We start from the raw sequence: 21,621 nt of genomic DNA on the forward strand, positions 1-21,621 counted from the left end.
ACCGCCTCGATCATGGACGCCCAGCTACTGATTATTTGCGCACTGACCTTTGTCATTCACGTGATCGCGACCCTCGCGTACGCGGTCCGGATCGCAGGGGTGCGCACGCGCAGGATCGCCGTATCGTTCGCGCTGTTCGGCATCATCGCCCTCGTGTCTCGCACCGCGAATTCTTTTCAGGGGCCGTTTCTGGCAAAGCGCGTCGAAGAGGATATCGCGCAGCACATTGCGCAAGGCATGCTCGGCGATTTTCGTTTGCTCCTGCTGGCGGCGACGATTGCCACCATCGTCGGCGCGCTCCTCATCCCCACGTTTCAGCGCTACTTTAGCCGCGCCGTCGTGCACTTCCAGGCGCACCGCTCGCTTCCGCGTCTCGCGCTCCACGCCTTCAGTCGCGGCGGCATTGCTTACATCCGGCATGGCGCGCGTCTGCCGTCACGCACCAACGTGACGCAACTGGCGAGCGGCTCAGGCGTGTCGTGGAAGGTCATCGTATTGAACGTGCTGGCGATGGCGCTCTGGACCGTGGGCGTTTTCGCGTCGCTATACGCGGGTTTTCTGAAACCGGAGTTGCGCGTGACCTGCGCGAATCTGTCGTCGGTCATCAACGGCTTTGCGACGATCGTCCTGACCGTCATGATCGATCCGCAGATTTCCGTCATGACCGACGACGTCATCGAAGGACGGGTCACGGAAAATCGGTTCCGCCGCGCGATTACGACGCTGATCGGCGCACGCGTCGTGGGCACGCTCGTCGCGCAGGCGATGCTCATTCCGGCTGCGTTTTTGATCGTGCGGGTGGCGGAAGCGATCTAGGCGCGCGTGCGGTTGCGTCGTGCCAAGGAATGCCCTCCTAAGCAATGCCCAATGCCTGCAAGAGTGGAAGATGAAGTTGCGCAAAGCGCTGCGCTTTGGCCGTCAGATCGGCCAAAGAAACTGTTGATGGCGATGCCTTAGCTTTCTGGCTTGATTCCGAATCCGCGCGTAACACCGCCTCTGCGAATTCGGCCCATTGCGCCGGTTGCTGCATTTGATGTCGCCTCGCCAACAGAAAAAGCTGCGGCAAACGCGGCATAAAAACGCCCGATCCCGAAACCGGACTCACCATGAAATGCACGTCGTCATGGTGACGCGCCTGCTCGCAGATTGCTGCGTTCAACTGCTCTGCTGACGGCCGGGCCGCGCTGATCTGCGCGTCGTGCTGGGCATTCAGCAATGCGCCCATGCTGATCAGCAGCAGCACGGCCTCGACGATCTGCGCCAAGGTGATGCCTCGCGCGCGAACATCGCGTTCGATATCGGACAAAGGCACGGGGCGATGGCTCGACAGCGCGTCGAGAATCGGGCCGTATAGCGCTTCCGGCAAGGTCGTTTCGCCGAGTGCGCCACGCACCTTCAGCGCCACAGACGCTCTCGGCAGCGCGAGGATCACGCGATGCGCGCGCAGCGCCGTATCGCGCTCGTCATCCGTCAGCGTGCGGGGTTCCTTGATCCAGTAATCGCGCCGCAACGAGCGGTTCACGCAGAAGTCGCGCGCCGACTCACGCAAGCCTGTATCGGCAATGCCCGCCAAAAGAGCGCGTTGCGCCGCGCTGAGGTTGATCTCGTCGACATGATCGCGATAGTCCGCCGATCCGCCATAACTCAAACCGGCCGCAGTCAGCGACGAGGCCACCTGCAAGAACGACATGGGATGCCAGTCGCGATTGAAGTACTCATGCGCGAGATACTCCGGCCTCTCCGCGGAGACCGCCTCGACACGCTCTGCCAGCAAGGGGTTAACCACGGCATAGCCCGGCTGCGTCGCGAATACGGCTTGCGCAAAACCGACGGCGTCCTTGATGCGAGCCGCCATGCGCGCCTCAGCAGTCATGCCGTCATGCTGCGCGGATTGAGCACCGATCTGGAAATGCCGGTGCATCAATTCGCGCACAGGCAGCATTGGTGTCCAACCGGGTTGCGTGTTGTAGCTCAGGTACAGCACGCCGCCGGGCTTCAGCTTGCGTTGGATGAATTCGGCAAGCAGCGCGCGGTTTTCCTCGGAGATCCAGCTCCAGATGCCGTGCATGCCGATGAAATCGAAATCGGGCAGGTCGTCGCGCCGGCAGAACTCAGAGAAGCGTTCACCGGACAATTGCGCCTGCGATCCGGCGCGCTCGGCGAGTTGCTGGGCGAAGTGCGCGTGAGGCGGGTGGAAGTCGGTGCCATGCCATTGCGTGCTCGACCCGGCCGCGTGAATGTTGACGCTGACGCCGTGCCCGAACCCGAGCTCGCATGCGTTACCAACGGAGGGCGGTACAAGCCCGGCATACAGCAACGGAAGCTTCAGCCGTAGTGGATTCAGCTCGTCGCAATAGCCGAACGTGTAGGCAATCTCATCTACGTACCCCGTATCGCACTCGCCCACGTCTTTGCTCTCGTTCGTTGCGCGGATGTCCTTGCGGGGTCCGCGGATTGCCGCACCCGGTCAGGTTGCAGCGAGTTCGATGGTCGGCTCGCAGACAATCGGGAAATTGACCGAGTTCGCAACATAGCACTTTTCATGAGCCGCGTGATGCAGATGCGCGGCGAGGTCAGGGTCATCCCCCGCACGAATCGTCACGTGAGGGCGCAGCACGATTCGCGTGAATTTGCCCTGCTCCGGACTGTCGAGCATCGTCCCTTCCGCGTCGTCGCGATAGTCCAGCACCGCAATGCCGGCATCGGCGCACAGGTGCAGGTACCACAGCTTGTGACAGGCCGATGCGGACGCGACAAGCAGATCCTCCGGATTCCAGCGTGCCGCGTCGCCGAGAAACGCTGCGTCCGACGAGCCTGGAATGTCGGGCTTGCTGCCCGAGCGAATCGTATGATCGCGTCCGTAGTCGCGATAGCCCGACGTGCCGGTGCCGCGGTTGCCGGTCCACTGCACTGAAACCTGGTACTTGTGCTCGCCATATGCCATGCCACTCTCCTTCAGGTTAAACAATCGGTTCGGATCGAAGGTCCAAGCCGTACCGTCGCTCAGGCGAGCGCAACGCCCAGGTACATGAGCCGTGCATTGTAGATGGAGCGTCTGCGGTAGCTCATGGAATGGATGGACGGTCGCCCCAACGGTTAATATCCGACATTATCCGATTCCGGCACGCTACGGTGCAACACGCTCGCGCCGCAAAACACGCCATCACTTCCGCAATGCCATGACGACGTACCTGAACGCTTCCTCACCCGGTGCGACGATCAGGGCGCTCAGTTTGGTTGAACTCAAGCGAACCTCCAGGGTATCGGTCCGCAGTGTCGCCATGGCGTCCAGCAAATAGCGGATGTTGAAGCTGAGGTCTACCGGCGCACCATCGTAGGCTATCTCAAGCTCTTCAACCGACTCCTCGTCCTCCGGATTGCTGACGCTGACCTGCAACCGGCCATGGCCCGCGGAACATTGGATGCTTTTGAATTTCTCAGTGGTTAGTACTGCTGCACGCTGCAGACACGCGTAAAACGCCTGACGGTCGATCGTGAACTCCGCCTCGAACCCATCTGGAATTACGCGCCTGAAGTCCGGATACCGGCCCGCAATCAGCTTGCACGTGAAGAGAATCTTCCCAAACGCGAAACTCGCATATCCCGCTGCGGTGGTGAGCAGAACCGTCGAGTCGTCGTCAGGTAGCAGGCGGATCAATTCGAGAATCGCCTTGCGCGGCACGATGATCTCCCGTGAATCGTGGCCGGTTTGGGCGGGGATACGTGCGGTAGCCAGCCGGTGACCGTCGGTGGCTACGGCCGTGAGCTCTGATCCGCTAATCAACAGTGCGCCGTTCAGGAAGTAACGAATGTCGTTATCCGCCATCGCGAAGTGCACCATGTGCAGCAGGCGTTTCAGATTGCCTGCGCCGACAGAAAGCGCCATCTCCGGCTCCGCGCTTTGCCGGATCTGCGGGAAATCCTCCGCGCTCCCCGCATGCAGGGATATCCGGCTGCCTGGCCCCTGGATGATGAGACGAGTGCCTGACACAGCGAGGCTGATCGGTGCGTCGGGCATGGCTCGCACCACATCCAGCAGCTTGCGTGCGTTCACGGTTAAGGCCGTGCCGGACTCGCGGGCGTCGATATTTTCCGTTGCACTGAGTTCCAACTCGAGGTCGGTGCTGCGGAAATGCAACTGGTTGCCGGCGGTGGAAACCAGCACGCTGGAGAAAACGGGAAGCGTGCTGCGCCGCTCCACGATGCCGCAGACGATTTGCAATGGGTGAATCAGAACATCGCGTGGAGCTTTAAGAAACTGCATGGCGTTTCCTTTCAATTGGGAGGCGATGTAACGGCCGACCAGGTAACACCGTCGCCCTCTATTTCGTCATCCTAAATGCAAAGTGTGGATGTTCCGATCCAAACGGACGGAACATGCCGGCGTGACCGGCCAAGACCTTCGCGAGGTCAAGGCGCATTCGATCATGGAGAGTTCGAAGCGCCCGGGACACATTTCCCCGAGCGGGTGGCCGAACGCGATGTGGCCCGCGTTCGACATGTGCACACGATAACCGGCGGATAAGCCGGAGTCAACTGACAAGCTACACTTGTCAGTGCGATCATGTGCACGCACAGGCCGGGTTTGAAACCCTCCTCATACATCAAGCGCTGGCCGTCACCCATTGCACGAAGACAGCGCCAGCCTCGCGCAGGACGGCCTCGCGAGCGTCCATGCTCACGCCGGGCGCATCGTAGTACGCGGCGACAAGAAGCGGCGCGCGCCCTGGTGGCCGCACGACGGCGTAGTCGTTTGTTTCCTCTTCGACGCTCGTTCCGGGGCGGTCGGCCGCCCGCCAGTCCGCAGGCAGACTTGCACGAAGCCGGTTGAGGCCAGGCTTGCAGGCGACCATCCAGCTTTCCAGTTGCGCACGCGACGGGGGACTCAAGACATCGCCTAAAAGAATTCGGCTCACCGCCTGGGTGATGGCTCTTGGACTCGTCGTATCGAGCACCCCGCTATATTGGTTCGACTCGGGCTCGTACCGATCCGAGCGTGTGACGGTATCGCCGAGACTTCGAACGAATTGAGTCAAGGCGGCAGGACCGCCCACGCTTCGCATCAACAGGATTGCCGCCGTGTTGTCGCTCACCTCCACAATCGCCTGGCAAAGCGCGCCGACCGACATGGCACCCTGCGCAACGTTGGCTTTCGTCACGGGAGAAGTGAAGATCAGATCCTTCTCCGTGTACCGCACGAAACGCTCGAGGCTATCCTTGCCGCTATCTACACGGGCAAGCACCTGTGCCGCTAAAAGCCCTTTGAAGGTGCTGCACATCAGAAAGCGTTCATCCGCGCGATGACTTAGCGTTCGCCCCGAACCGGTATCGACGGCGAACACGCCAAGGCGTCCGCCGTGTCGGCGTTCGATATCGGCTAGCGGCGATTCGGCTGCGTAAAGCGGGTTGGCAACGCCGATGCCAAGTAACAGCGGTAGTCCAAGAATCAGACTTCGACGCGTGGTGAAATGAGTCACTGATTATCCTGTTCAATCGGGAGCAGTCATGTTTTAAGGAGTGCGCGAGTGCCGCCTCAACGAAGGACCTCGACGTTCGAAGATTTACAGAAAGCCGCGATTCGTGCAAACTCGTTACACATTACGGGCTAACCGTTACGCTCTTATGGTGTTCACTATCGCGTCCTCGGCAGATGTACACGGGTTTTACGACCCACGCCTTGGCACGCCCCTATCTGTCTACCTCCCTATCCGCCGACTACCGCTCGGCCGCTGAGCCATGGCGTCTTGGCGGCCGTAGCCATTCCATCGCCGCAATCGCGGCTGCATACGGACAAAGCCGGTTGAACCCGTTTCGCCGGCAAGGGGTAACAGATGGCCTACGATCCAAAAGCGATCGAGCCCAAGTGGCAAGCCTATTGGGACGAACATTCCACGTTCCGGGCACAGATCGATCCAACTAAACCGAAGTTCTATGCGCTGGACATGTTTCCCTATCCATCGGGTGCGGGATTACATGTTGGGCATCCGATGGGATATACCGCGACCGACATCCTGTGCCGGTACAAGCGCATGCTCGGCTTCAACGTGCTGCATCCGATGGGCTGGGACAGCTACGGCTTGCCCGCCGAGCGCTACGCGATGCGTACCGGCGTTCATCCGGCCATCACTACGAAGCGCAACATCGAAACCTTTCGCGGCCAGGTCAAGCGCCTGGGCTTTTCGTATGACTGGAGCCGGGAATTCGCCACCACCGACCCGGCCTATGTGCGATGGACTCAATGGATATTCCTGAAGCTGTTCGAACGCGGCCTCGCCTATCAGGCCGAGGTCGCCGTGAACTGGTGTCCCGCGCAAAACACGGTGCTGGCCAATGAAGAAGTGAAAGACGGCAAGTACGTCGAAACGGGCGACCCGGTCGTACGCCGTCTGATGCGCCAATGGATGCTGCGCATCACTCACTACGCCGACCGCCTGGTGGACGATCTGGACGAACTGGACTGGCCCGAAAACGTGAAGACCATGCAGCGCAACTGGGTGGGACGATCGGAAGGCGCAGAGATCCATTTGCCGATTGCAGGCAGCCGCCACTCGGTGACCGTCTTCACCACGCGCGCGGACACGCTGTTCGGCGTGACGTGCTGCATCCTCGCCCCTGAGCACGCATTGCTCGCCAGCATCGTCACGCCCGAGGCCCGCGCTACCGTCGACACGTATATCGAGCGGGCAAAGACGCTGGACGACACCGTGCGCGGCGATGCGGGTCGCAAGAAAAGCGGCGTGTTCACTGGCGCATACGCTATCCATCCCGTGAGCGGTGAGCGCCTGCCGGTGTGGGTCGCGGACTACGTGCTGGCGGGTTATGGCAGCGGCGCCGTCATGGCGGTGCCGGCGCATGACGGAAGGGATCATGAGTTCGCTCGACACTTCGGTCTGCCAATCGTACGGGTTGTCGACGATGGTTTAAACGGCGACATCACGCAGGCAGCGTATGAAGGCGACGGCCTGATGGTCAACTCCGGCTTCCTGAATGGGTTGACGGTCACGCAGGCAAAGCAGGCCATGGTGACGTGGCTGGAACAGCACGGCGCCGGTCGCGCGAAAGTGACCTATCGTCTGCGAGACTGGCTGTTCTCCCGCCAGCGGTATTGGGGCGAGCCTATTCCGGTTCTGCATTTGACCGACGGTTCGATCGTGCCGTTGCCCGAGGACGCGTTGCCGCTCCTGCCGCCCGAACTCGACGACTACAAGCCCGCTCCGGGCGGAGAGCCGCCGCTCGCCCGCGCGGAGGACTGGGTTCGAACCACCGCCCCCGGCACTGACATCCCCGCTATGCGCGAGACGAATACGATGCCGCAATGGGCCGGCTCGAGCTGGTACTTCCTGCGTTTCCTCGACCCGCACAACGACCGCGAGTTCGTCAGCAAGGAAGCGGAAAAATACTGGATGCCCGTGGATGTCTATGTGGGTGGTCCCGAGCATACCGTGCTGCACTTGTTGTACGCGAGGTTCTGGCACAAGGTGCTGTACGACATCGGCGTGGTGTCGACGAAGGAGCCGTTCCGCAAGCTGTTCAATCAGGGGATGATGCTGGCCTTTTCGTACAAGGACGAAGCAGGCCGCTACTACGAGTCCGACCAGGTGGTCGAACGCGACGGCAAGCATTTCAGCGGCACGGTGGAACTGAGCCGCCAGGTCGAGAAGATGTCGAAATCGCGCTTTAACGTGGTCAATCCGGACGACGTGGTGCAGGAGTACGGCGCCGACGCATTGCGACTCTATGAAATGTTTATGGGCCCGCTGGAGGTCGCCAAGCCGTGGCAACCCTCGGGCTTGACCGGTGTGCGCCGGTTTCTCGAGCGGGCGTGGCGCATGGTTTGCGACGACAACGATATGCCGCATCCGCTGGTGCAGGATGGTCCGGATGTGCCTGAAGTTCTGCTGCGATTACGGCACAAAACCGTCCGCACGGTGACTGAGGATATTGAGGGGCTGCGTTTCAACACCGCCATCGCGCGGTTGATGGAAATGGCTAACGTACTGACTCACGCTTCCATCCGGCCGCGCGAAGTGGTGGAGACTTTCGTCAAGCTGCTGGCGCCGTTTGCCCCTCATGTTGCGGAGGAGTTGTGGGGCAAGCTGGGGTACGACGGCACACTCGCGTATGCGCCATGGCCGAACTTCGACCCGGAGCTGGCGCTCGATGAGCGCCAGGAGTACGTCGTGCAAGTCAACGGTAAGGTGCGACATCGTTTCCACGGCGAGACCGGGCTCGACGCGAAGGCTCTCGCGGCAGCGGCGAAAGCCGAACCACAGGTCCGCGCTTTGCTGGAGGGGCGGAAGGTGATGAAGGAGATTGCCATCCCCGGGCGGCTGGTGAATTTTGTCGTCGGGGAATAGGGTTCTTCTACGATCCGGGTTGGCGTAGACGCCTCTGCACTCCTTGTCTGCTTTAAGCGGGCAAGGAGTGCTTATTTGTTTTGGAGCGGTGAATCTCAGCCACGAACGGCCACGTCCCGGTTTCTGCTAACATCTTGCGCTTTTCGGTCCGCACGGTCGGGCTGAAAACAATCGGCAGCATCGACGACTCAGCGAGGATGGCATGTCTCAGATCGTGGTCGAAGGCCTGGCTAAAACCTACCGCATCGCGGAGCGCCAACCCGGCTTGCTCAGCCTGCTCCGGCGTCGCTGGCGCGAGGTGGAGGCCCTCAAGGACGTCAGCTTCAGTCTGCAACGCGGCGAACTGCTCGGTTTTATCGGCCCCAACGGCGCAGGCAAGTCGACCACCATCAAGATTCTGTCCGGCATTCTGCGCCCCACTGCCGGCCGCGTCGTGATCGAAGGACGTGTCCCGTTCGACAATCGGCTACGACTTCCGGCTGCGAGTGATCGGCCGTCTGATTCAGGGCCTGCTGGTGCTGGCAGTAGCCACCCGGGCACTCGATCTTCATTGGGGTGTGGGCGAAGTTGCGTTAGCGCTCTGGACGATTGCCGGGGGTGTAGCGTTGTTCTTCGGACTGATGGTCTTGCAGGCAACGCTCGCCTTCTGGACCGTCGAAAGTCTGGAGGTGGTCAACGTGGTGACTTACGGCGGCGTGCAGGCTGCGCAGTACCCGCTCGGTTTTTACACTAGTTGGTTCCGCAACTTTCTGATTTTCGTCGTGCCGATTGCTTGCATCGCCTACTTTCCGGTGCTGGCGATTTTGCACAAGGCCGATCCGCTCGGTGCGCCAGAGTGGTTCCTGCCGCTGGCGCCCGCGGTGGGATTCGCGTTCCTTGCGACGAGCTTCGTGGCGTGGCGCTTCGGGGTGCGGAAGTACACGTCGACCGGAACTTGACTGCGTGGGCTTTAGAGCGTCCATCGGCACGTAGTACCCCCTCGCATTACGCATCCTTACCAAACACCCCTCTCGTAACCTGCCGTAAATTTTCCACTTCAAGGCACGATTGGCACGAAGCGCGGCGCTGCTATGCTCGATTCATTCGCCCCGTCCAGCAAGGTTCAACCTCTTCCGCCGGACATGAAGACCCACTGAACCATCGCTTTACCACCCGCATGCATGACCACCACGTGGCTCGCTTGCGGTGCGCTCCCATCATGCCCATCGATCGTCTTCTTTCTCTGGCCTCTTCGTATCATCAGGAAGGCCGTTTCGACCTGGCCGAAACGCATTATCGACAAGCACTGGACCTCGACCCCAATCACTGGGACGCATGCTTTAGACTCGGCCAGGTATTGATCCGGCGCGATCGGTTCGACGAAGCAATCGGCCGGCTCAGTCAACTGTTGAACCGCCCCGGCGATCACGCCGCGGTGCATCGCCAGATCGGACTCGCCGAAGCTTGCGCGGGACGGCGGCAACGCGCGCTGGATCATTTCAAACAGGCCCTTGAACACGAACCCGACGATGCCACCACCTTGCACATCGTCGCCAATCTGCAGCAGGCGCTAGGTCTCCATAGCGCCGCCGACGCGACCTATCGGCGTGCGCTGAAATTGAAGCCGCTGATCACCGTGCCCGCCATCGTCGCACCGCCGGATTTCCGCGTGCTGTTCGTGTTCGGACCCAGTGCGGGTAACACCCCCATCGAGTATCTGATCGAGCAGGCGCGCTTCGAAAGCAATATCGTCACCCTGTTGCCGGACACGGAATACGACGTCGATCGGCTGCGCGTTTACGCAAACGTTGTCGTCAATCTGATTTCCGATGTCGATCGGGGACACGCCTTCCTCGCACCCGCGCAAGCGCTTGTCGAGCAAATTGGCGGTCCGGTCGTCAACCCTCCCAAGGCGATCGAGGGTACGGGCCGGGAGTCGATTGCGCGACGCCTTGCGGCGTTGCCGGGCTGTCGCGTACCGCAAACGCGGCAGTATCAGGCAGTTGAGCTGCGCGACCTGCTCGCCTCCGATTCATCAGCCATGCTAACGTTTCCGTTGCTGGTAAGACCCGCCGGCACACACGGCGGCGACGACTTCGAGAAGATGGAGAGTGCCTCGCAACTGCATACATTCCTTGGCGGACACGAACCACGCAGCTACTATCTCACCGCGTTTGTCGACTACCGATCCGACGATGGCTATTTCCGCAAATACCGTTTCTTCTGCGTTGGCGACGAGATCCTGCCGTATCACCTCGCCATCGACGATAAATGGAAAGTCCACCACGTCACCACCAGCATGACCACCCATACCTGGATGCAGGACGAGGAACGGGCGTTTCTGGACGATCCGTGGCGCGTCTTCGGCGCCGCGCAGCAAGCGGCTTTGCGGTCGATTCGCGACGCGATGGGTCTGGACTATTTCGGCATCGACTGCGCGCTCGATCGTGACGGCGCCGTCGTCGTGTTCGAGGTCAATGCAAGCATGCTCGTGCATGGACGGAACCAGCAGTTTCCGTACAAGACGGCGGCGGTAGAGCGCATCAAGCAGGCGTTTCATGCTTTGCTGGAACGACTCGCGCGGCAGGGGCAAGGAAACCAGCAGGCCGACGCCGCTACTTGAACCGGTTGATCAACACGTCGGCCGCTTCGCGCACCCTATCCGATTCGCCGGTGCGAGGTATCAGCAGCGAAAACTCGACCATGGGCAACTCGGGCAGGTCGATCTCGCGTTCCAACGCCCGAACCCCGCCGGGGACAGCGGATGCATTCAGGCAAGCAATGCCGAGCCCGGCTGAAAGTGCCGACTGCAAGCCGCTAATGCCTGAGGCGGTATGCGCAACGAAATAGCGGATCCGTTGTTCCGTCAGCTTCGCGAGGGCAAACCGCTGCATCGAGCAATGACCCGGCAACGTGATCAGCGGCAACGGCGCGCTCCGATCCACCTTGTACGATGCGCCCGCAACCCACATCAGCGGTTCGCGTCTTAGCGCAACGCGCCGGTGCGCAGTGTCCTCGTCGCTCTCCTCCCCACGCCCGACGATGGACATGGAGATCCCAAGATCGAAATCGGCGCGCTCCACATCGTGTTCAATCAGCGCGCTTTTGCGGATGAAAACATGCAGACGCAGACGCGGATACTGTTCGCCCAGACCTTTCAGAATGCCTGCCAGATCAGTAGGCCGAAAGTAATCGGTGATGGCGAGCCGCAGATCGCCCGACAACACCACGCCTTGCATGTCCAGCCACGCAACGTCGTTGAGTCGCAGAAGCGAACGGGCATGCGCGAGGAGACGGTCGCCGGCCGGAGTCAGGCTGACGCCTTTCTTGCCGCGCAGGAATAGCGTCAAGGCGCAGAGCTCTTCGAGTTTCCTCACCTGTTCGCTGACCGCGGATTGCGACCGGCACAGATGCGCGGCCGCCGCGGACAGACTGCCCAGGTCTGCGACCGCCACGAGCGTATTGAGGGCATCAAGATCGAAGCGTCGCATGTCCTATCCAACTGGTTTTCCGATGGATGGGATCATATATTCCCGCTTTTCCAATAGCAACGACACAGGCACGATGCTGTCTCCTACTCATGTTTGGAGGGCAATATGCCTGGCATCTCTGTGAACCTCTCCGGTACGCCCAATGCGGCGCTTTCCCGCACCGTGGCGCGCGAATTGACATCGCTTACGTGCACGCTGCTCGACAAGAAGCCGGTGAACACGACGGTGGCTGTTCAGTACATCGCTCTTGAAGACTGGTTTATCAATGAGCAGTCGCTTGCGGAGCTTGGCAAAAACTCGTTCCGGCTGACGGTTTCGATTACCGAGGGGACCAACACGAAGTTTCAGATCGCGGCCTATCACAAGGCCGCGTTCGAACTGCTGTCGAAACTGCTGGACGAGGTTCATCCGCATTCGAACGTTCATGTGGTCGAATGCAGTGCGGCGGGGTATGGATACGAGGGGGTGACGCAGGAGTACCGGCATCAGCATGCTTCCTGAAGAATCCGGTGAGAGCGGAGAAGTTTGCAACGATTGCTTGCGCGGGTCGTGCTAACTTCCGGCCATGTGGCACACTTCCGGGTCTCGTCTTCGTGCCTCGGAGGCACTGCGCATGAGCCTTCTCGCCGCTATCGCCATGGCCGCAGCTATCCAATCCGCAACCATCGCGCAGACAGTACAAACCGAGCTTGAAGCACCCGGTCCAATGGGTCCCTTGCGTGGCACGCTGCTTTCGCCCGCAAGCCGCGGCGCGCCCGTCGTCCTGATCGTGCCGGGTTCTGGTCCGACCAACCGGAACGGCGACGGCCCAAACGGCCTTCACACCTCAACCTATCAATTGCTCGCTGAAGGACTGCTGAGCCGCGGTATCGCCTCGGTTCGAATCGATAAGCGAGGGATGTTCGGTAGCGCATCCGCCATACCCGATGCCAATGACGTCACCCTCCAGGACTACGCGAGCGACGTGCATTCGTGGACAGCGACTATCCGCAAGCGGACCGGCGTGTCTTGCGTCTGGGTGCTGGGTCATAGCGAAGGCGGCCTGGTGGCGCTAAAGGCCGCGCAAGACAGCCACGACATTTGCGGGCTAATCCTGGTCGCCACAGCAGGACGTCCGCTCGGGCAAGTGTTGAGGGAACAGTTACGATCGAACCCGGCAAATGCCGCGATTCTGGACAATGCCATGTCGATACTCGAATCCCTCGAAGCTGGGCACGCGGTGGACGCGACGAGGATCGATCCCCTCTTGCTGCCATTGTTCGGGCCACAAATTCAGCGTTTTCTCATGAGCGAATTGACACTTGATCCCGCTACCCTGCTGGCGGGTTACACCAAGCCCGTGCTCATTATGCAAGGCATGCGGGATCTTCAGGTCGCACCTGAAAATGCGCAACGGCTAAAGCAGGCGGATCCTCGGGCGGAGCTGGTGTTCCTCCCCGATGCCAATCATGTTTTGAAGGCTGTCCATACGCCTGACCGAAGCGAAAACCTCGCCGCCTATACGGACCCGCATCTTCCTTTAGCGAACAATGTCGTTGATGCGATTTCAACCTTCGTAAAGAACTCAACGAGTGATCGTCAATAGGTCCCTGCGCTGCGTCAACCGGCGATTATCGACTCAGTAAGTCGTGCGACTCAAAGCGCCTTGCGAAAGAAATGACGCTCATGCACGCCGTCCATTTCAGTGAGGCGGCCCCATTCGGAGTAGCCTAGCTTTCGATAGAATTCCGGCGCCTGAAAACTGAAAGTATCGACGATGACCTGCTTACAGCCACGCCGCCGCGCCTCTGCCTCCGCGGCCAGCATTAGCGTTGTTGCATAACCGAGCTTCCGGTGACGCTCGTCAACCCAAAGAAAAGAGATGTCCAGATACTGCCAGTAGGTCTTGGCGGTCAGCCCGCCAATAATGTGATCCTCATCATCACGGGCGAATACGCAAAGTCGTTGTGCCCCGCCCTGCGAAAAACGCCTGTTGTACGCGCGGGTCTGGTCAATGACAAACGCTTCGTCATCCGCCTTGGGATCGTCGGTAAGGTCCAGGTGCATGGCATGATGGTCGTAGAAAACCTCATCATTGTCGCAGAAGTATCATAAGCCAATACCAACTCTACCAAAGACACCAGTGGACAACGTTCAACTCGTCATCAAGCCCTTGACCAGCAACGACGCACCGGCATTCAAGGCGCTCCGTCTAAAGGCCATTCTGGACTCCCCAGCAGCACTGTGGCCCACCTATGAAGAAGAAGCGGGACTCACACCTCAAGCCATCATCGAGCGGATTCGCCACAACGAGCATCAGATCGTATTCGGCGCGTTTAGCGGACTCGAGTTGATTGGCATTGTTGGCTTAAGGCGCGAGCCGCTGGCTCAGGTCGCTCATCGAGCCATGCTTTGGGGGGTCTTCGTTGACACGGCCTGGCGCGGCAGCGGTGTTGCCCGCAAATTGCTCGACACGACCGTTGCACACGCTCGCGAAATGAAGCTGCTGCAACTCCATCTCGCCGTACACACTGAGAATCCAAGGGCGGAAGGGTTGTATCGATCGGTCGGATTCGAGCGGTACGGTTTCGAACCGCGTGCCATACGCATCGGGGATCGCTTCTACGACGAGCACCGTATGATGCTGCGTCTGGACGACTAGTCTCGAGAGCACTACGTGACTCGACCGCCCGCGAGCCACTGACATTGGGAACTGCCTTAAGGAGGTATCGATACGATGAGCGAACCCGATTTGAGCAACCTGGACAGTCTGGTCGAAGAGGCCATGGCGCACTGGCAAGTTCCCGGACTCGCGCTCGCAGTGGTACAGGGCGGCGAAGTCATCAAGCTGCAGGCTTATGGCACGCGCGATATGGAAACCCGTTTGCCCGTGACAATCGACACGCAGTTCATGCTTTGCTCCCTGACCAAGTCGTTCACGGCCGCCGGACTCGGCTTGCTCGTCGACGAGGGGCGGCTGGACTGGGACACGCGCGTCCAGGACGTATTGCCGAATTTCCAGCTCTACGATCCGATCGCCTCAAAGAACCTCACCGTACACGACCTGCTTACGCATCAAAGCGGCCTGCCGCGTCACGACAGGATCTGGTCGCCGCCGGGCGAGCGCTCGCGTGCCGACATTCTGGAGGCCATGCGTTACCTGCAGCCGAGTCGCGGGCTTCGCGAGATCAGCCAGTACTGCAATCTCGGCTACGTGGTGGCTGGCGTCGTGGCCGAGCAGATCAGCGGACAAAGCTGGGAGACCTTCACCACCGAACGCCTGCTGCGTCCGTTAGGCTTTAAGCATGTCAGCCTTTCGACGCAGGCACTTGAGACCGCAACCGATCATGCCTCGCCGCATCCCCGAGATGCCGCTCGCGTTTATCGAGGCAGGTTGTGGCCGATGCACGCGGCGCCCGCGGGAGGCATCAACACGTCCGTCTCGGACATGGCAAAGTGGTTAGGTTTCCTGCTTTCTCAAGGCGAAGCTAACGGATCTCAGCTACTGTCGAAAAGCGTCATACAGCAGATGACGACCCCGCAGATTTACTTTGAAGAATCGGAGTTCAGCGAGATCGGCACTCGCCACTATGGTTTGGGGCTTCGCTGCGAGCAGTATCGCGGTGATCGAACGGTCTCGCATACGGGGTCCCTGCCGGGATGGGGTTCGATGATGAGCATGATGCCCGAGCATCGTCTCGGCATGGTTGTCCTCACCAATCGCGATCCTGGTCCGGTGAACGAGCTATTGATCTATTCCGTCTTCGACCGCCTGCGCTCGCACGAACCTCTCGACTGGCTGGAGACGTTTCGCGAGAGGCGACGTAAAGCGCTCGACGCGGAAGAGACGGAGCGGCGCAGCCGCGAGGCGCTTAGGGCAACCTGGAGCGAACCTGCCCGGCCTTTGAAAGACTACGTCGGTGACTACGCGCACCCCGCATACGGCGAGTTCTCGGTGTTCGAAGATGAAGACGCGGGTGTAGTGGGCTGGCGCTGGCGAGGCTTGACTGGCGTCCTGCTAAGCTGCGACGGCACGACGTTCGAACTCAAGGAGGACGGCGATCCCCGCTTTGGCCCGCCTCTGCAAGTGACTTTCCAGTTCAATGCGGACGGCGTTATCGACAGCTTGAGTTCTCCGCTGGAACCAACCGTCGCAGACATCCGCTTCCAACGCCGCGGCGCTGCGGTGTCGCGCGGTTAATACGCGTCCCATGGTGGCCGGTCGCCGAATGCATCCGCAAGGTACTCGATAAACCGGCGCACCTTGGACGGCACGTAGCGGGCGGTCGGATAAACCGCGTGGACGGTCAACTCGGGCGCACGGTAACCGGGCAGCAGTACCACCAGTTCCTTCGCCCGGATGTGCGGTCCAAACACGAACGTGGGACCGTATGCAATACCGACTCCGGCGAGCGTCGCCGAAAGCAGCATCTGCATGTTGTTGGCCTGCATCCGGTGCGGCCCGTCTACCACGTGCTCGCGGCCCGCTTCGTCGGTCAGCGTCCATTCAGGCATCGAGACCGCCTCGCTGAATGCCAGACGAGGCGCGCGATGTAAATCCTCCGGCGTGGCAGGCACACCTTCACGCGCGAGAAACGCCGGCGAGGCACAGACGGTCATCCGGCATGGCGCGAGACGCCGCGCGACAAGTTGAGAATCAGGCAAGCGGCCAATGCGGATAGCGACATCAATGCCGTTGTTCTGCAGATCGACATACCGGTCGTCGAGCGCAACCTCGATGTTCACGTGGGGATGGCTCTCGAGATACCGCGCCACGACATCGCCCATATGCATCGCGCCGAATGTGACCGGCGCAGCGACACGCAAGGTCCCCCGCGCGGTGCTGTGTGCGTCGCTCGCTTCGCTGTTGGCGTCGTCGAGTTCTTCGAGAATCCGCTTGCAGCGAAGGTAATAGGCGCGACCGGCCTCCGTGAGGCTCAGGCTGCGCGTACTCCGCTGCAGCAAGCGCACGTTCAGATCCGCCTCCAGCGCGCTCAGATACTTCCCGGCCATGGATGCCGACAGCCCGGCACGTCTGCCGGCCGCCACCAGGCTGCCCTCGTCCACCGCTGCAACAAAAACGGCAATGCTCGCGAAACGGTCCATGGCGGGTCCATTCAGGAATTTGACGATCGACTGATGATACTGGATGCGGGATTATCGCGCCCGATGCTTCAATCTACTATCGCTTCAGGGTCCGGAAACAGCATTGAAGCAACGGGATATCGAAGGAGCATCGCAATGAAAATCGCATCGAACGGCATTCACCTCCACGTCGCCGATCAGGGCAACGGCACGCCCGCCATCGTGTTTTTGCACTACTGGGGCGGCTCGTCACGCACATGGAACAACGTCATCGCCGCACTACCGAAGGCCTACCGCACGGTCGCGCCCGATCACCGCGGCTGGGGAGACTCCGACGCCCCCGCTAGCGGCTACGCCCTCGCGGATTTCGCCGACGACGCGCAAGGTGTCATCGACTCGCTGCGGCTCGACCAGTTCGTGCTGGTAGGTCACTCAATGGGCGGCAAGATCGCACAACTGCTGGCGTCGCGTCGTCCCAAGGGACTCGCGGGACTGGTCATGGTTGCGCCTTCGCCTCCGGTGCCGCTGGTGCTTCCCGCCGAAGTGCGCGCACAGATGGAGAGCGCCTATACGTCTCGCGCGTCGGTCGAAGCAGCCATCGATCACATGCTTACCGCGAAACCGTTGAGCGCTGCACATCGCGAGCAGGTCATTGAAGACAGCCTGCGCGGCGCCCCTCAGGCCAAAGCCGCATGGCCGCTCTACGCGAGCCTCGAAGACATCACCAGGGAAGTTGCGGCGATCGACGTGCCTGCCATTGTCATCGCAGGAGAACTGGACCGGGTGGACAGTGTCGAAACGTTGCGCTCACAACTGCTTCCCCACATTCCGCACGCGCGCATGCAGGTGGTGCCGGGCAGCGGCCACCTGTCACCGCTCGAGGCGCCGGTTGAAGTGGCCGGGTTCATTCAGGAGTTTGTCGAATCGCTTGCACATCCCTAAGTCATGCTTCGCATGCATGTCAGAATAGCGCCGATCCGCGCCTTCCTCCAAAAGACTGACATGAGCTCCACGTACCTGATTCGCCCCGCCCTCGCCGACGATGCGCCGCGTATTGCGGTGCTCGGCGCGCAGGTCTGGATTCACACCTATGCGACGGCGGGCATCTCCGAGGTTATCGCTCAATACGTGCTGGCATCCTTTACACCCGAGCGATTCCGCACGCTTGCGCAAGACCCTGGCGCTGTCATGCTGGTCGCCGAGCGCGAGGGGAATCTCGCCGGCTATATCGTCGTGCGCTTCGCTTCGCAACATGCGGACATTCAGACGGAGATTGAAACGCTCTACGTTCAGGCGTGCTTCGCCGGACAGGGAATCGGCTCGGGCTTGTTGACGAGGGCCAAAGAGATCGCATTGACGAAAACCGGCAGCCGCTCGATCTGGCTCATGGTGAACTCGCAAAACGAGAGCGCCATCGCTTTCTATCGCTCACTCGGCATGAAGCAAGATGGTCTGACGTACTTCGAACTAGGCGGCGTCAAACACGAAAACAAGGTGATGATTGCAGTGGATTGAAGCCCTTCACCACCGTTCCTGCGCCCGTGTGTCGCCAATACCCCGGCAACACACGGGCCTGGCATAAACCCATCAAAACCGATGCCGCATCCCCACGCCCACCACCACCTGCTGGTCCGTCGAGGAAAGCGCTTGCCCGCTTACATCGGCCGTCAATCCTGACCCGTCGCTGTCGATGTGCTGATAGCTCGCCTGCAGATACAGGTCCGTGCGTTTGGAAAGGATGTAATCGGTTTGCACCGACACTTCCTGCCACTTCGGATGATGCTGCCCACTCGCCGTAGAAAGCGCCGCGTCCGTGTACGTGTATTCGCCGGTCAGGCTGAGCGCCGGGCTCAGCGCGTAACTTGCGTTCACTTCATAGTTGTTGAAGCTCGCACCCTGGCCGTTCTCCGCGAGACCGAGACTGTTCGCCCCGTTGATCGTATCGAGCCCACCCAGTTGCGTGCGCGTCCACACGAAGCCGAACCGCGCCGCGCCAACGGTGTAGTTCGCACCCGCGCCATAGATTCGTTGCTGTGCGGCGATGAAGGTGCGGTCAGTCAAGGTCAGTGCGCCGTTTGTGTTGCTGCTGCCGCCGTTGTTAGCCTGCAGGTAGCCCGCACCGAGACTCAACGGACCCGCATTGTACGCAGCGCCGAAGCTGTACAGACGATTGTCGTCAAAGCCGCCCGCTTCGTTCGAGAAGCCGTACAGCGTGCCGAAGCGCAATCCTTCGTACGACGTACTGGTGAACTTCACCGAGTTGTTGACGCGGAATGAGTTATTCAGGTTGTCGTTGTCGAACGGATGAGCGGAAAAATTGTTGCCACCCGGATGAATGCCGGTGAAGCTGAGCGGCGCAACATAGTCCACGACCGAGTCGTACTGGCGTCCGAGCGTCACCGTGCCGAAGCGGTTGTTCGACAGCCCTGCATACGCCTGATAGCCGAACTCCCGGCCGCCCTGGCGAAGCGATCCGTTCATTACGCTAAAGCCGTTTTCGAGCTGAAAAATCGCTTTTGTACCGCCACCGAGATCTTCATGACCGACGAAGCCCCAATGACTGCCCGTCACATCGCCGCTGCCCGCCTGCCATGCGGCATGCCCCTTCGCGTTGCTCGTATAGGAAAGGCCCGCGTCGATCACCCCGTAGAGCGTCACGCTCGATTGTGCCTGCACCCCGCAGGCGTACCCCGCCGCGCATAGGGCGATAACCAAAGTCTTCTTCATGTTTGTCCTGAAGTTTCTAGTGAGCCGCCCGCGCGCGACCGCACGACACCGCGGCTGGGCGGTGTCGTGCGGAGCGAGCCGAAAGCGGCATGGAAGGGGCTGGCTGGGCCGTATGGCTAACGGCTGGCGATGCCCGTCTAAGCGACGAGTCCGTCGATCAGAACCTGATGGTGGCCGCGCGAGCATGGCTCGATACGCGCGGCGACACCGAATACCTGGCCGAGCGTCGCCGGTGTGACGACCTCGGGCGGCGGCCCGAAGCGCACGATGCGCCCCTCGTGCAGCAACATCGCGCATTCGCAGGCGCGCATCGCCGCATTGATGTCGTGCAGGACCACGACGGTCACGATCCGGCTTTCGCGCGTGACCTCGCGCAGCACCTGCATCACGTGGAACTGGTGATTCAGATCGAGCGCCGAGAGCGGCTCGTCGAGCAGCAACACTTGCGGGTCGCGCACGAGTGCCTGTGCAATGCCGACGAGTTGCCGCTGACCACCCGACAATTCATCGAGCGAGCGCGAAGCGAGGTCGTCGATCCCGAGCCTGCGCAGAATCGCATGCGCATGCACAAGATCGTCGCCGTGCGCGGCATGCGCCGACGCAGCGCCATATCCGCGCGTGGCGCGACATGCCACCAGCACCGATTCGAGCACTTGCAGGCGCACGCCCGCGGGCAGCGCCTGCGGCAGATAAACGACGCTATGCGAACGGGCGCTCGCCGCCGACAAGGCGAGCGTTTCGCCGTCGAGCGAGAGCGAACCGGCTTGGACCCGCGTGAGACCCGCCAACGCGCGCAGCAACGTGGACTTGCCGCTGCCGTTCGGGCCAAGCAGCGCAGTGATCTGACCACGCGGCAAGGGACCCGCTTCGAGCGAAGTCAGCACCTGGCGCTTGTCGTAGCGCACGCTCAGATCGTGAATGCACAGGCCGTTCATCCCATTTGCCCCTGCGAACGCACGACGATGCCGAGAAACAGCGGAATGCCCACCAGCGCCGTGACGATCCCAACCGGAATCAGCACGCCCGGAATGATCAGCTTCGAAGCAATGGACGCCAGCGAGAGCGTCAGCGCGCCGATCAGCATGCTGCCCGGCAGATAGAACCGGTGGTCCTCGCCGAACAAGGTGCGCGCGATATGCGGCGCAATCAGTCCGACAAAGCCGATCGTGCCCACGAACGATACCGCCAGCGCCGACAGTACCGACACGCGCAGCAGCGTGGAGAGCCGCAGACGCCGCACGTCGATACCGAAACTGGCCGCGCGGTCTTCGCCGAGACGCAACGCGGTGAGCGTCCAGGCGTTGCGCATGGACAGTGGCAACGCTAGCGCCAACGCAATCGCCAGCACGCTGATCTTGGGCCAATCGGCGCGCGCCAGCGAGCCGAGTGTCCAGAACACGAGACCCTGCAGGGCATCGGCCGAGGCCATGAACTGCATCAGCGAAACCAAAGCATGAAACGCGAACACCAGTGCGATGCCCAGCAGCACCACGCCTGCGGTATTCATGCCGCGCCAGCGCGCAACCGCGTCGAGCAGCAACGCGGAAAGCAGCGCGAAAACGAATGCGTTAGCCGAGACGATCCACGTCTGCGACACGCCGGGAATGGCGACGTCCAGCACAATCGCAAGCGACGCGCCAAACGCGGCCGCTGCCGACACACCGAGCGTATAGGGGCTCGCGAGCGGATTGTTGAGGATGGTCTGCATTTCCGCACCCGACAACCCGAGCGACGCGCCCACCAGCAGCGCCATCACCGCATAGGGCAGACGAATCTGCCAGACGATCACGGTCGTCGCCGGATCGGCGGCAGCGCGGTCGAAGACCGTATGCAGCAGCGCCATCAACGGCAACCCCGATGGTCCGGTGCGCAGATCGAACAGCAACGCGCAAACGATCAGCGCCATCACGGCGAAGAGCCACATGACGCGCCGGTACGTGAGGCGTTTGTAATGCCGCACGCTAAGATCGTGCGGCGCGGCCTGATGCTGAAGAGTCGCCATG

Annotated in this window: 21 protein-coding genes and 1 pseudogene; 11 read left to right on the plus strand and 11 right to left on the minus strand. The window is 61.1% G+C overall.

Annotated elements, in window-relative coordinates; genetic code table 11:
* Window positions 1-12: 12 nt before the first annotated feature.
* Entirely contained in the window at window positions 13-816 is an 804-nt protein-coding gene (locus tag BUS12_RS16005; RefSeq protein ID WP_074296502.1) for a lipid II flippase Amj family protein, read from the plus strand.
* Window positions 817-853: 37 nt separating this feature from the next.
* Here BUS12_RS16005 and BUS12_RS16010 read toward each other — a convergent pair whose 3' ends face one another.
* The 4 genes from BUS12_RS16010 to bla form a co-directional block, all read right to left on the minus strand.
* Entirely contained in the window at window positions 854-2,407 is a 1,554-nt protein-coding gene (locus tag BUS12_RS16010; RefSeq protein WP_074296503.1) for a class I SAM-dependent methyltransferase, read from the minus strand.
* Between the two features lie 60 nt (window positions 2,408-2,467).
* The gene (locus BUS12_RS16015) at window positions 2,468-2,944 is read right to left on the minus strand and encodes an OsmC family protein (RefSeq protein WP_074296504.1); all 477 of its coding nucleotides are present in this window, start codon (window positions 2,942-2,944) and stop codon (window positions 2,468-2,470) included.
* Window positions 2,945-3,163: 219 nt separating this feature from the next.
* On the minus strand, window positions 3,164-4,264 hold the full coding sequence (gene dnaN / locus BUS12_RS16020; RefSeq protein WP_074296505.1) for a DNA polymerase III subunit beta: 1,101 nt from the start codon (window positions 4,262-4,264) through the stop codon (window positions 3,164-3,166).
* A 340-nt stretch (window positions 4,265-4,604) separates the two neighbouring features.
* Complete coding sequence (gene bla / locus BUS12_RS16025; protein WP_290439564.1) at window positions 4,605-5,477, minus strand: class A beta-lactamase; 873 nt, start codon at window positions 5,475-5,477, stop codon at window positions 4,605-4,607.
* A 354-nt stretch (window positions 5,478-5,831) separates the two neighbouring features.
* Between bla and leuS the strand changes: the two genes are divergently transcribed.
* The gene (gene leuS / locus BUS12_RS16030) at window positions 5,832-8,357 is read left to right on the plus strand and encodes a leucine--tRNA ligase (RefSeq protein ID WP_074296506.1); all 2,526 of its coding nucleotides are present in this window, start codon (window positions 5,832-5,834) and stop codon (window positions 8,355-8,357) included.
* A gap of 52 nt (window positions 8,358-8,409) precedes the next feature.
* Here the strand turns inward: leuS and BUS12_RS39400 are convergent, their stop codons facing one another.
* Window positions 8,410-8,691 carry a hypothetical protein gene (locus tag BUS12_RS39400; RefSeq protein ID WP_253190091.1) on the minus strand — a complete coding sequence of 94 codons (282 nt, stop codon included), beginning with the start codon at window positions 8,689-8,691 and terminating at the stop codon, window positions 8,410-8,412.
* Between BUS12_RS39400 and BUS12_RS16035 the strand changes: the two are divergent.
* The 3 genes and pseudogenes from BUS12_RS16035 to BUS12_RS16045 form a co-directional block, all read left to right on the plus strand.
* Window positions 8,572-8,829: pseudogene (locus BUS12_RS16035) on the plus strand (ATP-binding cassette domain-containing protein); the annotation flags it as partial. The gene BUS12_RS39400 and the pseudogene BUS12_RS16035 overlap by 120 nt on opposite strands.
* Before the next feature lie 43 nt (window positions 8,830-8,872).
* Window positions 8,873-9,295, plus strand: coding sequence for an ABC-2 family transporter protein (locus BUS12_RS16040; protein WP_253190150.1), 423 nt, complete (start codon window positions 8,873-8,875; stop codon window positions 9,293-9,295).
* Window positions 9,292-10,959 carry a tetratricopeptide repeat protein gene (locus BUS12_RS16045; RefSeq protein WP_143788334.1) on the plus strand — a complete coding sequence of 556 codons (1,668 nt, stop codon included), beginning with the start codon at window positions 9,292-9,294 and terminating at the stop codon, window positions 10,957-10,959. The genes BUS12_RS16040 and BUS12_RS16045 overlap by 4 nt, the downstream gene beginning before the upstream one ends.
* Here BUS12_RS16045 and BUS12_RS16050 read toward each other — a convergent pair.
* Window positions 10,952-11,827, minus strand: a complete 876-nt coding sequence (locus BUS12_RS16050; RefSeq protein WP_074296509.1) for a LysR substrate-binding domain-containing protein — start codon at window positions 11,825-11,827, stop codon at window positions 10,952-10,954. The two genes, BUS12_RS16045 and BUS12_RS16050, sit on opposite strands and share 8 nt — an antisense overlap.
* Window positions 11,828-11,932: 105 nt before the next feature.
* On the opposite strand from BUS12_RS16050, the gene BUS12_RS16055 reads away from it, so the two are divergent.
* Together BUS12_RS16055 and BUS12_RS16060 are read left to right on the plus strand one after the other, a co-directional pair.
* On the plus strand, window positions 11,933-12,328 hold the full coding sequence (locus BUS12_RS16055) for a tautomerase family protein (RefSeq protein ID WP_074296510.1): 396 nt from the start codon (window positions 11,933-11,935) through the stop codon (window positions 12,326-12,328).
* A gap of 136 nt (window positions 12,329-12,464) precedes the next feature.
* Window positions 12,465-13,412 carry an alpha/beta hydrolase gene (locus BUS12_RS16060; protein WP_074297574.1) on the plus strand — a complete coding sequence of 316 codons (948 nt, stop codon included), beginning with the start codon at window positions 12,465-12,467 and terminating at the stop codon, window positions 13,410-13,412.
* Between the two features lie 50 nt (window positions 13,413-13,462).
* Here the strand turns inward: BUS12_RS16060 and BUS12_RS16065 are convergent, their stop codons facing one another.
* Entirely contained in the window at window positions 13,463-13,873 is a 411-nt protein-coding gene (locus BUS12_RS16065; protein WP_074296512.1) for a GNAT family N-acetyltransferase, read from the minus strand.
* A gap of 76 nt (window positions 13,874-13,949) precedes the next feature.
* Here BUS12_RS16065 and BUS12_RS16070 point away from each other — a divergent pair, with 76 nt between their 5' ends.
* Entirely contained in the window at window positions 13,950-14,468 is a 519-nt protein-coding gene (locus tag BUS12_RS16070; RefSeq protein WP_074296514.1) for a GNAT family N-acetyltransferase, read from the plus strand.
* 75 nt (window positions 14,469-14,543) lie between these two features.
* The gene (locus tag BUS12_RS16075) at window positions 14,544-16,007 is read left to right on the plus strand and encodes a serine hydrolase (RefSeq protein WP_074296516.1); all 1,464 of its coding nucleotides are present in this window, start codon (window positions 14,544-14,546) and stop codon (window positions 16,005-16,007) included.
* Here BUS12_RS16075 and BUS12_RS16080 read toward each other — a convergent pair.
* A complete protein-coding gene (locus BUS12_RS16080; RefSeq protein ID WP_074296519.1) occupies window positions 16,004-16,912 on the minus strand; it encodes a LysR family transcriptional regulator in 909 nt (302 codons plus the stop codon). The genes BUS12_RS16075 and BUS12_RS16080 overlap by 4 nt on opposite strands.
* 135 nt (window positions 16,913-17,047) lie before the next feature.
* Here BUS12_RS16080 and BUS12_RS16085 point away from each other — a divergent pair, with 135 nt between their 5' ends.
* The gene (locus BUS12_RS16085; protein ID WP_074296521.1) at window positions 17,048-17,833 is read left to right on the plus strand and encodes an alpha/beta fold hydrolase; all 786 of its coding nucleotides are present in this window, start codon (window positions 17,048-17,050) and stop codon (window positions 17,831-17,833) included.
* A gap of 60 nt (window positions 17,834-17,893) precedes the next feature.
* Entirely contained in the window at window positions 17,894-18,406 is a 513-nt protein-coding gene (locus BUS12_RS16090; RefSeq protein ID WP_171991645.1) for a GNAT family N-acetyltransferase, read from the plus strand.
* Between the two features lie 72 nt (window positions 18,407-18,478).
* Here BUS12_RS16090 and BUS12_RS16095 read toward each other — a convergent pair whose 3' ends face one another.
* The 3 genes from BUS12_RS16095 to BUS12_RS16105 all read right to left on the minus strand — a co-directional run bounded on the left by BUS12_RS16095 (window position 18,479) and on the right by BUS12_RS16105 (window position 21,620).
* Window positions 18,479-19,618, minus strand: a complete 1,140-nt coding sequence (locus BUS12_RS16095; protein ID WP_074296523.1) for a porin — start codon at window positions 19,616-19,618, stop codon at window positions 18,479-18,481.
* 137 nt (window positions 19,619-19,755) lie between these two features.
* Window positions 19,756-20,553: an ABC transporter ATP-binding protein gene (locus tag BUS12_RS16100; RefSeq protein WP_074296525.1), complete on the minus strand. Its 798-nt coding sequence runs from the start codon at window positions 20,551-20,553 to the stop codon at window positions 19,756-19,758.
* On the minus strand, window positions 20,550-21,620 hold the full coding sequence (locus BUS12_RS16105; RefSeq protein ID WP_074296527.1) for a FecCD family ABC transporter permease: 1,071 nt from the start codon (window positions 21,618-21,620) through the stop codon (window positions 20,550-20,552). Before BUS12_RS16105 ends, BUS12_RS16100 begins: the two co-directional genes overlap by 4 nt.
* Window position 21,621: the final 1 nt, after the last annotated feature.

The sequence above is a fragment of the Paraburkholderia phenazinium genome (assembly GCF_900142845.1).
GTDB classification, from domain to species: domain Bacteria; phylum Pseudomonadota; class Gammaproteobacteria; order Burkholderiales; family Burkholderiaceae; genus Paraburkholderia; species Paraburkholderia phenazinium_A.

Coding starts and splice junctions, on each gene's coding strand:
- BUS12_RS16100 (WP_074296525.1), bottom strand. CDS start 20,553: ATGAACGGCCTGTGCATTCACGATCTGAGCGTGCGCTACGACAAGCGC.
- BUS12_RS16090 (WP_171991645.1), top strand. CDS start 17,894: ATGAGCTCCACGTACCTGATTCGCCCCGCCCTCGCCGACGATGCGCCG.
- BUS12_RS16085 (WP_074296521.1), top strand. CDS start 17,048: ATGAAAATCGCATCGAACGGCATTCACCTCCACGTCGCCGATCAGGGC.
- BUS12_RS16080 (WP_074296519.1), bottom strand. CDS start 16,912: ATGGACCGTTTCGCGAGCATTGCCGTTTTTGTTGCAGCGGTGGACGAG.
- BUS12_RS16005 (WP_074296502.1), top strand. CDS start 13: ATGGACGCCCAGCTACTGATTATTTGCGCACTGACCTTTGTCATTCAC.
- BUS12_RS16065 (WP_074296512.1), bottom strand. CDS start 13,873: ATGCACCTGGACCTTACCGACGATCCCAAGGCGGATGACGAAGCGTTT.
- BUS12_RS16015 (WP_074296504.1), bottom strand. CDS start 2,944: ATGGCATATGGCGAGCACAAGTACCAGGTTTCAGTGCAGTGGACCGGC.
- leuS (WP_074296506.1), top strand. CDS start 5,832: ATGGCCTACGATCCAAAAGCGATCGAGCCCAAGTGGCAAGCCTATTGG.
- BUS12_RS16050 (WP_074296509.1), bottom strand. CDS start 11,827: ATGCGACGCTTCGATCTTGATGCCCTCAATACGCTCGTGGCGGTCGCA.
- BUS12_RS16055 (WP_074296510.1), top strand. CDS start 11,933: ATGCCTGGCATCTCTGTGAACCTCTCCGGTACGCCCAATGCGGCGCTT.
- BUS12_RS16105 (WP_074296527.1), bottom strand. CDS start 21,620: ATGGCGACTCTTCAGCATCAGGCCGCGCCGCACGATCTTAGCGTGCGG.
- BUS12_RS16075 (WP_074296516.1), top strand. CDS start 14,544: ATGAGCGAACCCGATTTGAGCAACCTGGACAGTCTGGTCGAAGAGGCC.
- dnaN (WP_074296505.1), bottom strand. CDS start 4,264: ATGCAGTTTCTTAAAGCTCCACGCGATGTTCTGATTCACCCATTGCAA.
- BUS12_RS16060 (WP_074297574.1), top strand. CDS start 12,465: ATGGCCGCAGCTATCCAATCCGCAACCATCGCGCAGACAGTACAAACC.
- BUS12_RS16095 (WP_074296523.1), bottom strand. CDS start 19,618: ATGAAGAAGACTTTGGTTATCGCCCTATGCGCGGCGGGGTACGCCTGC.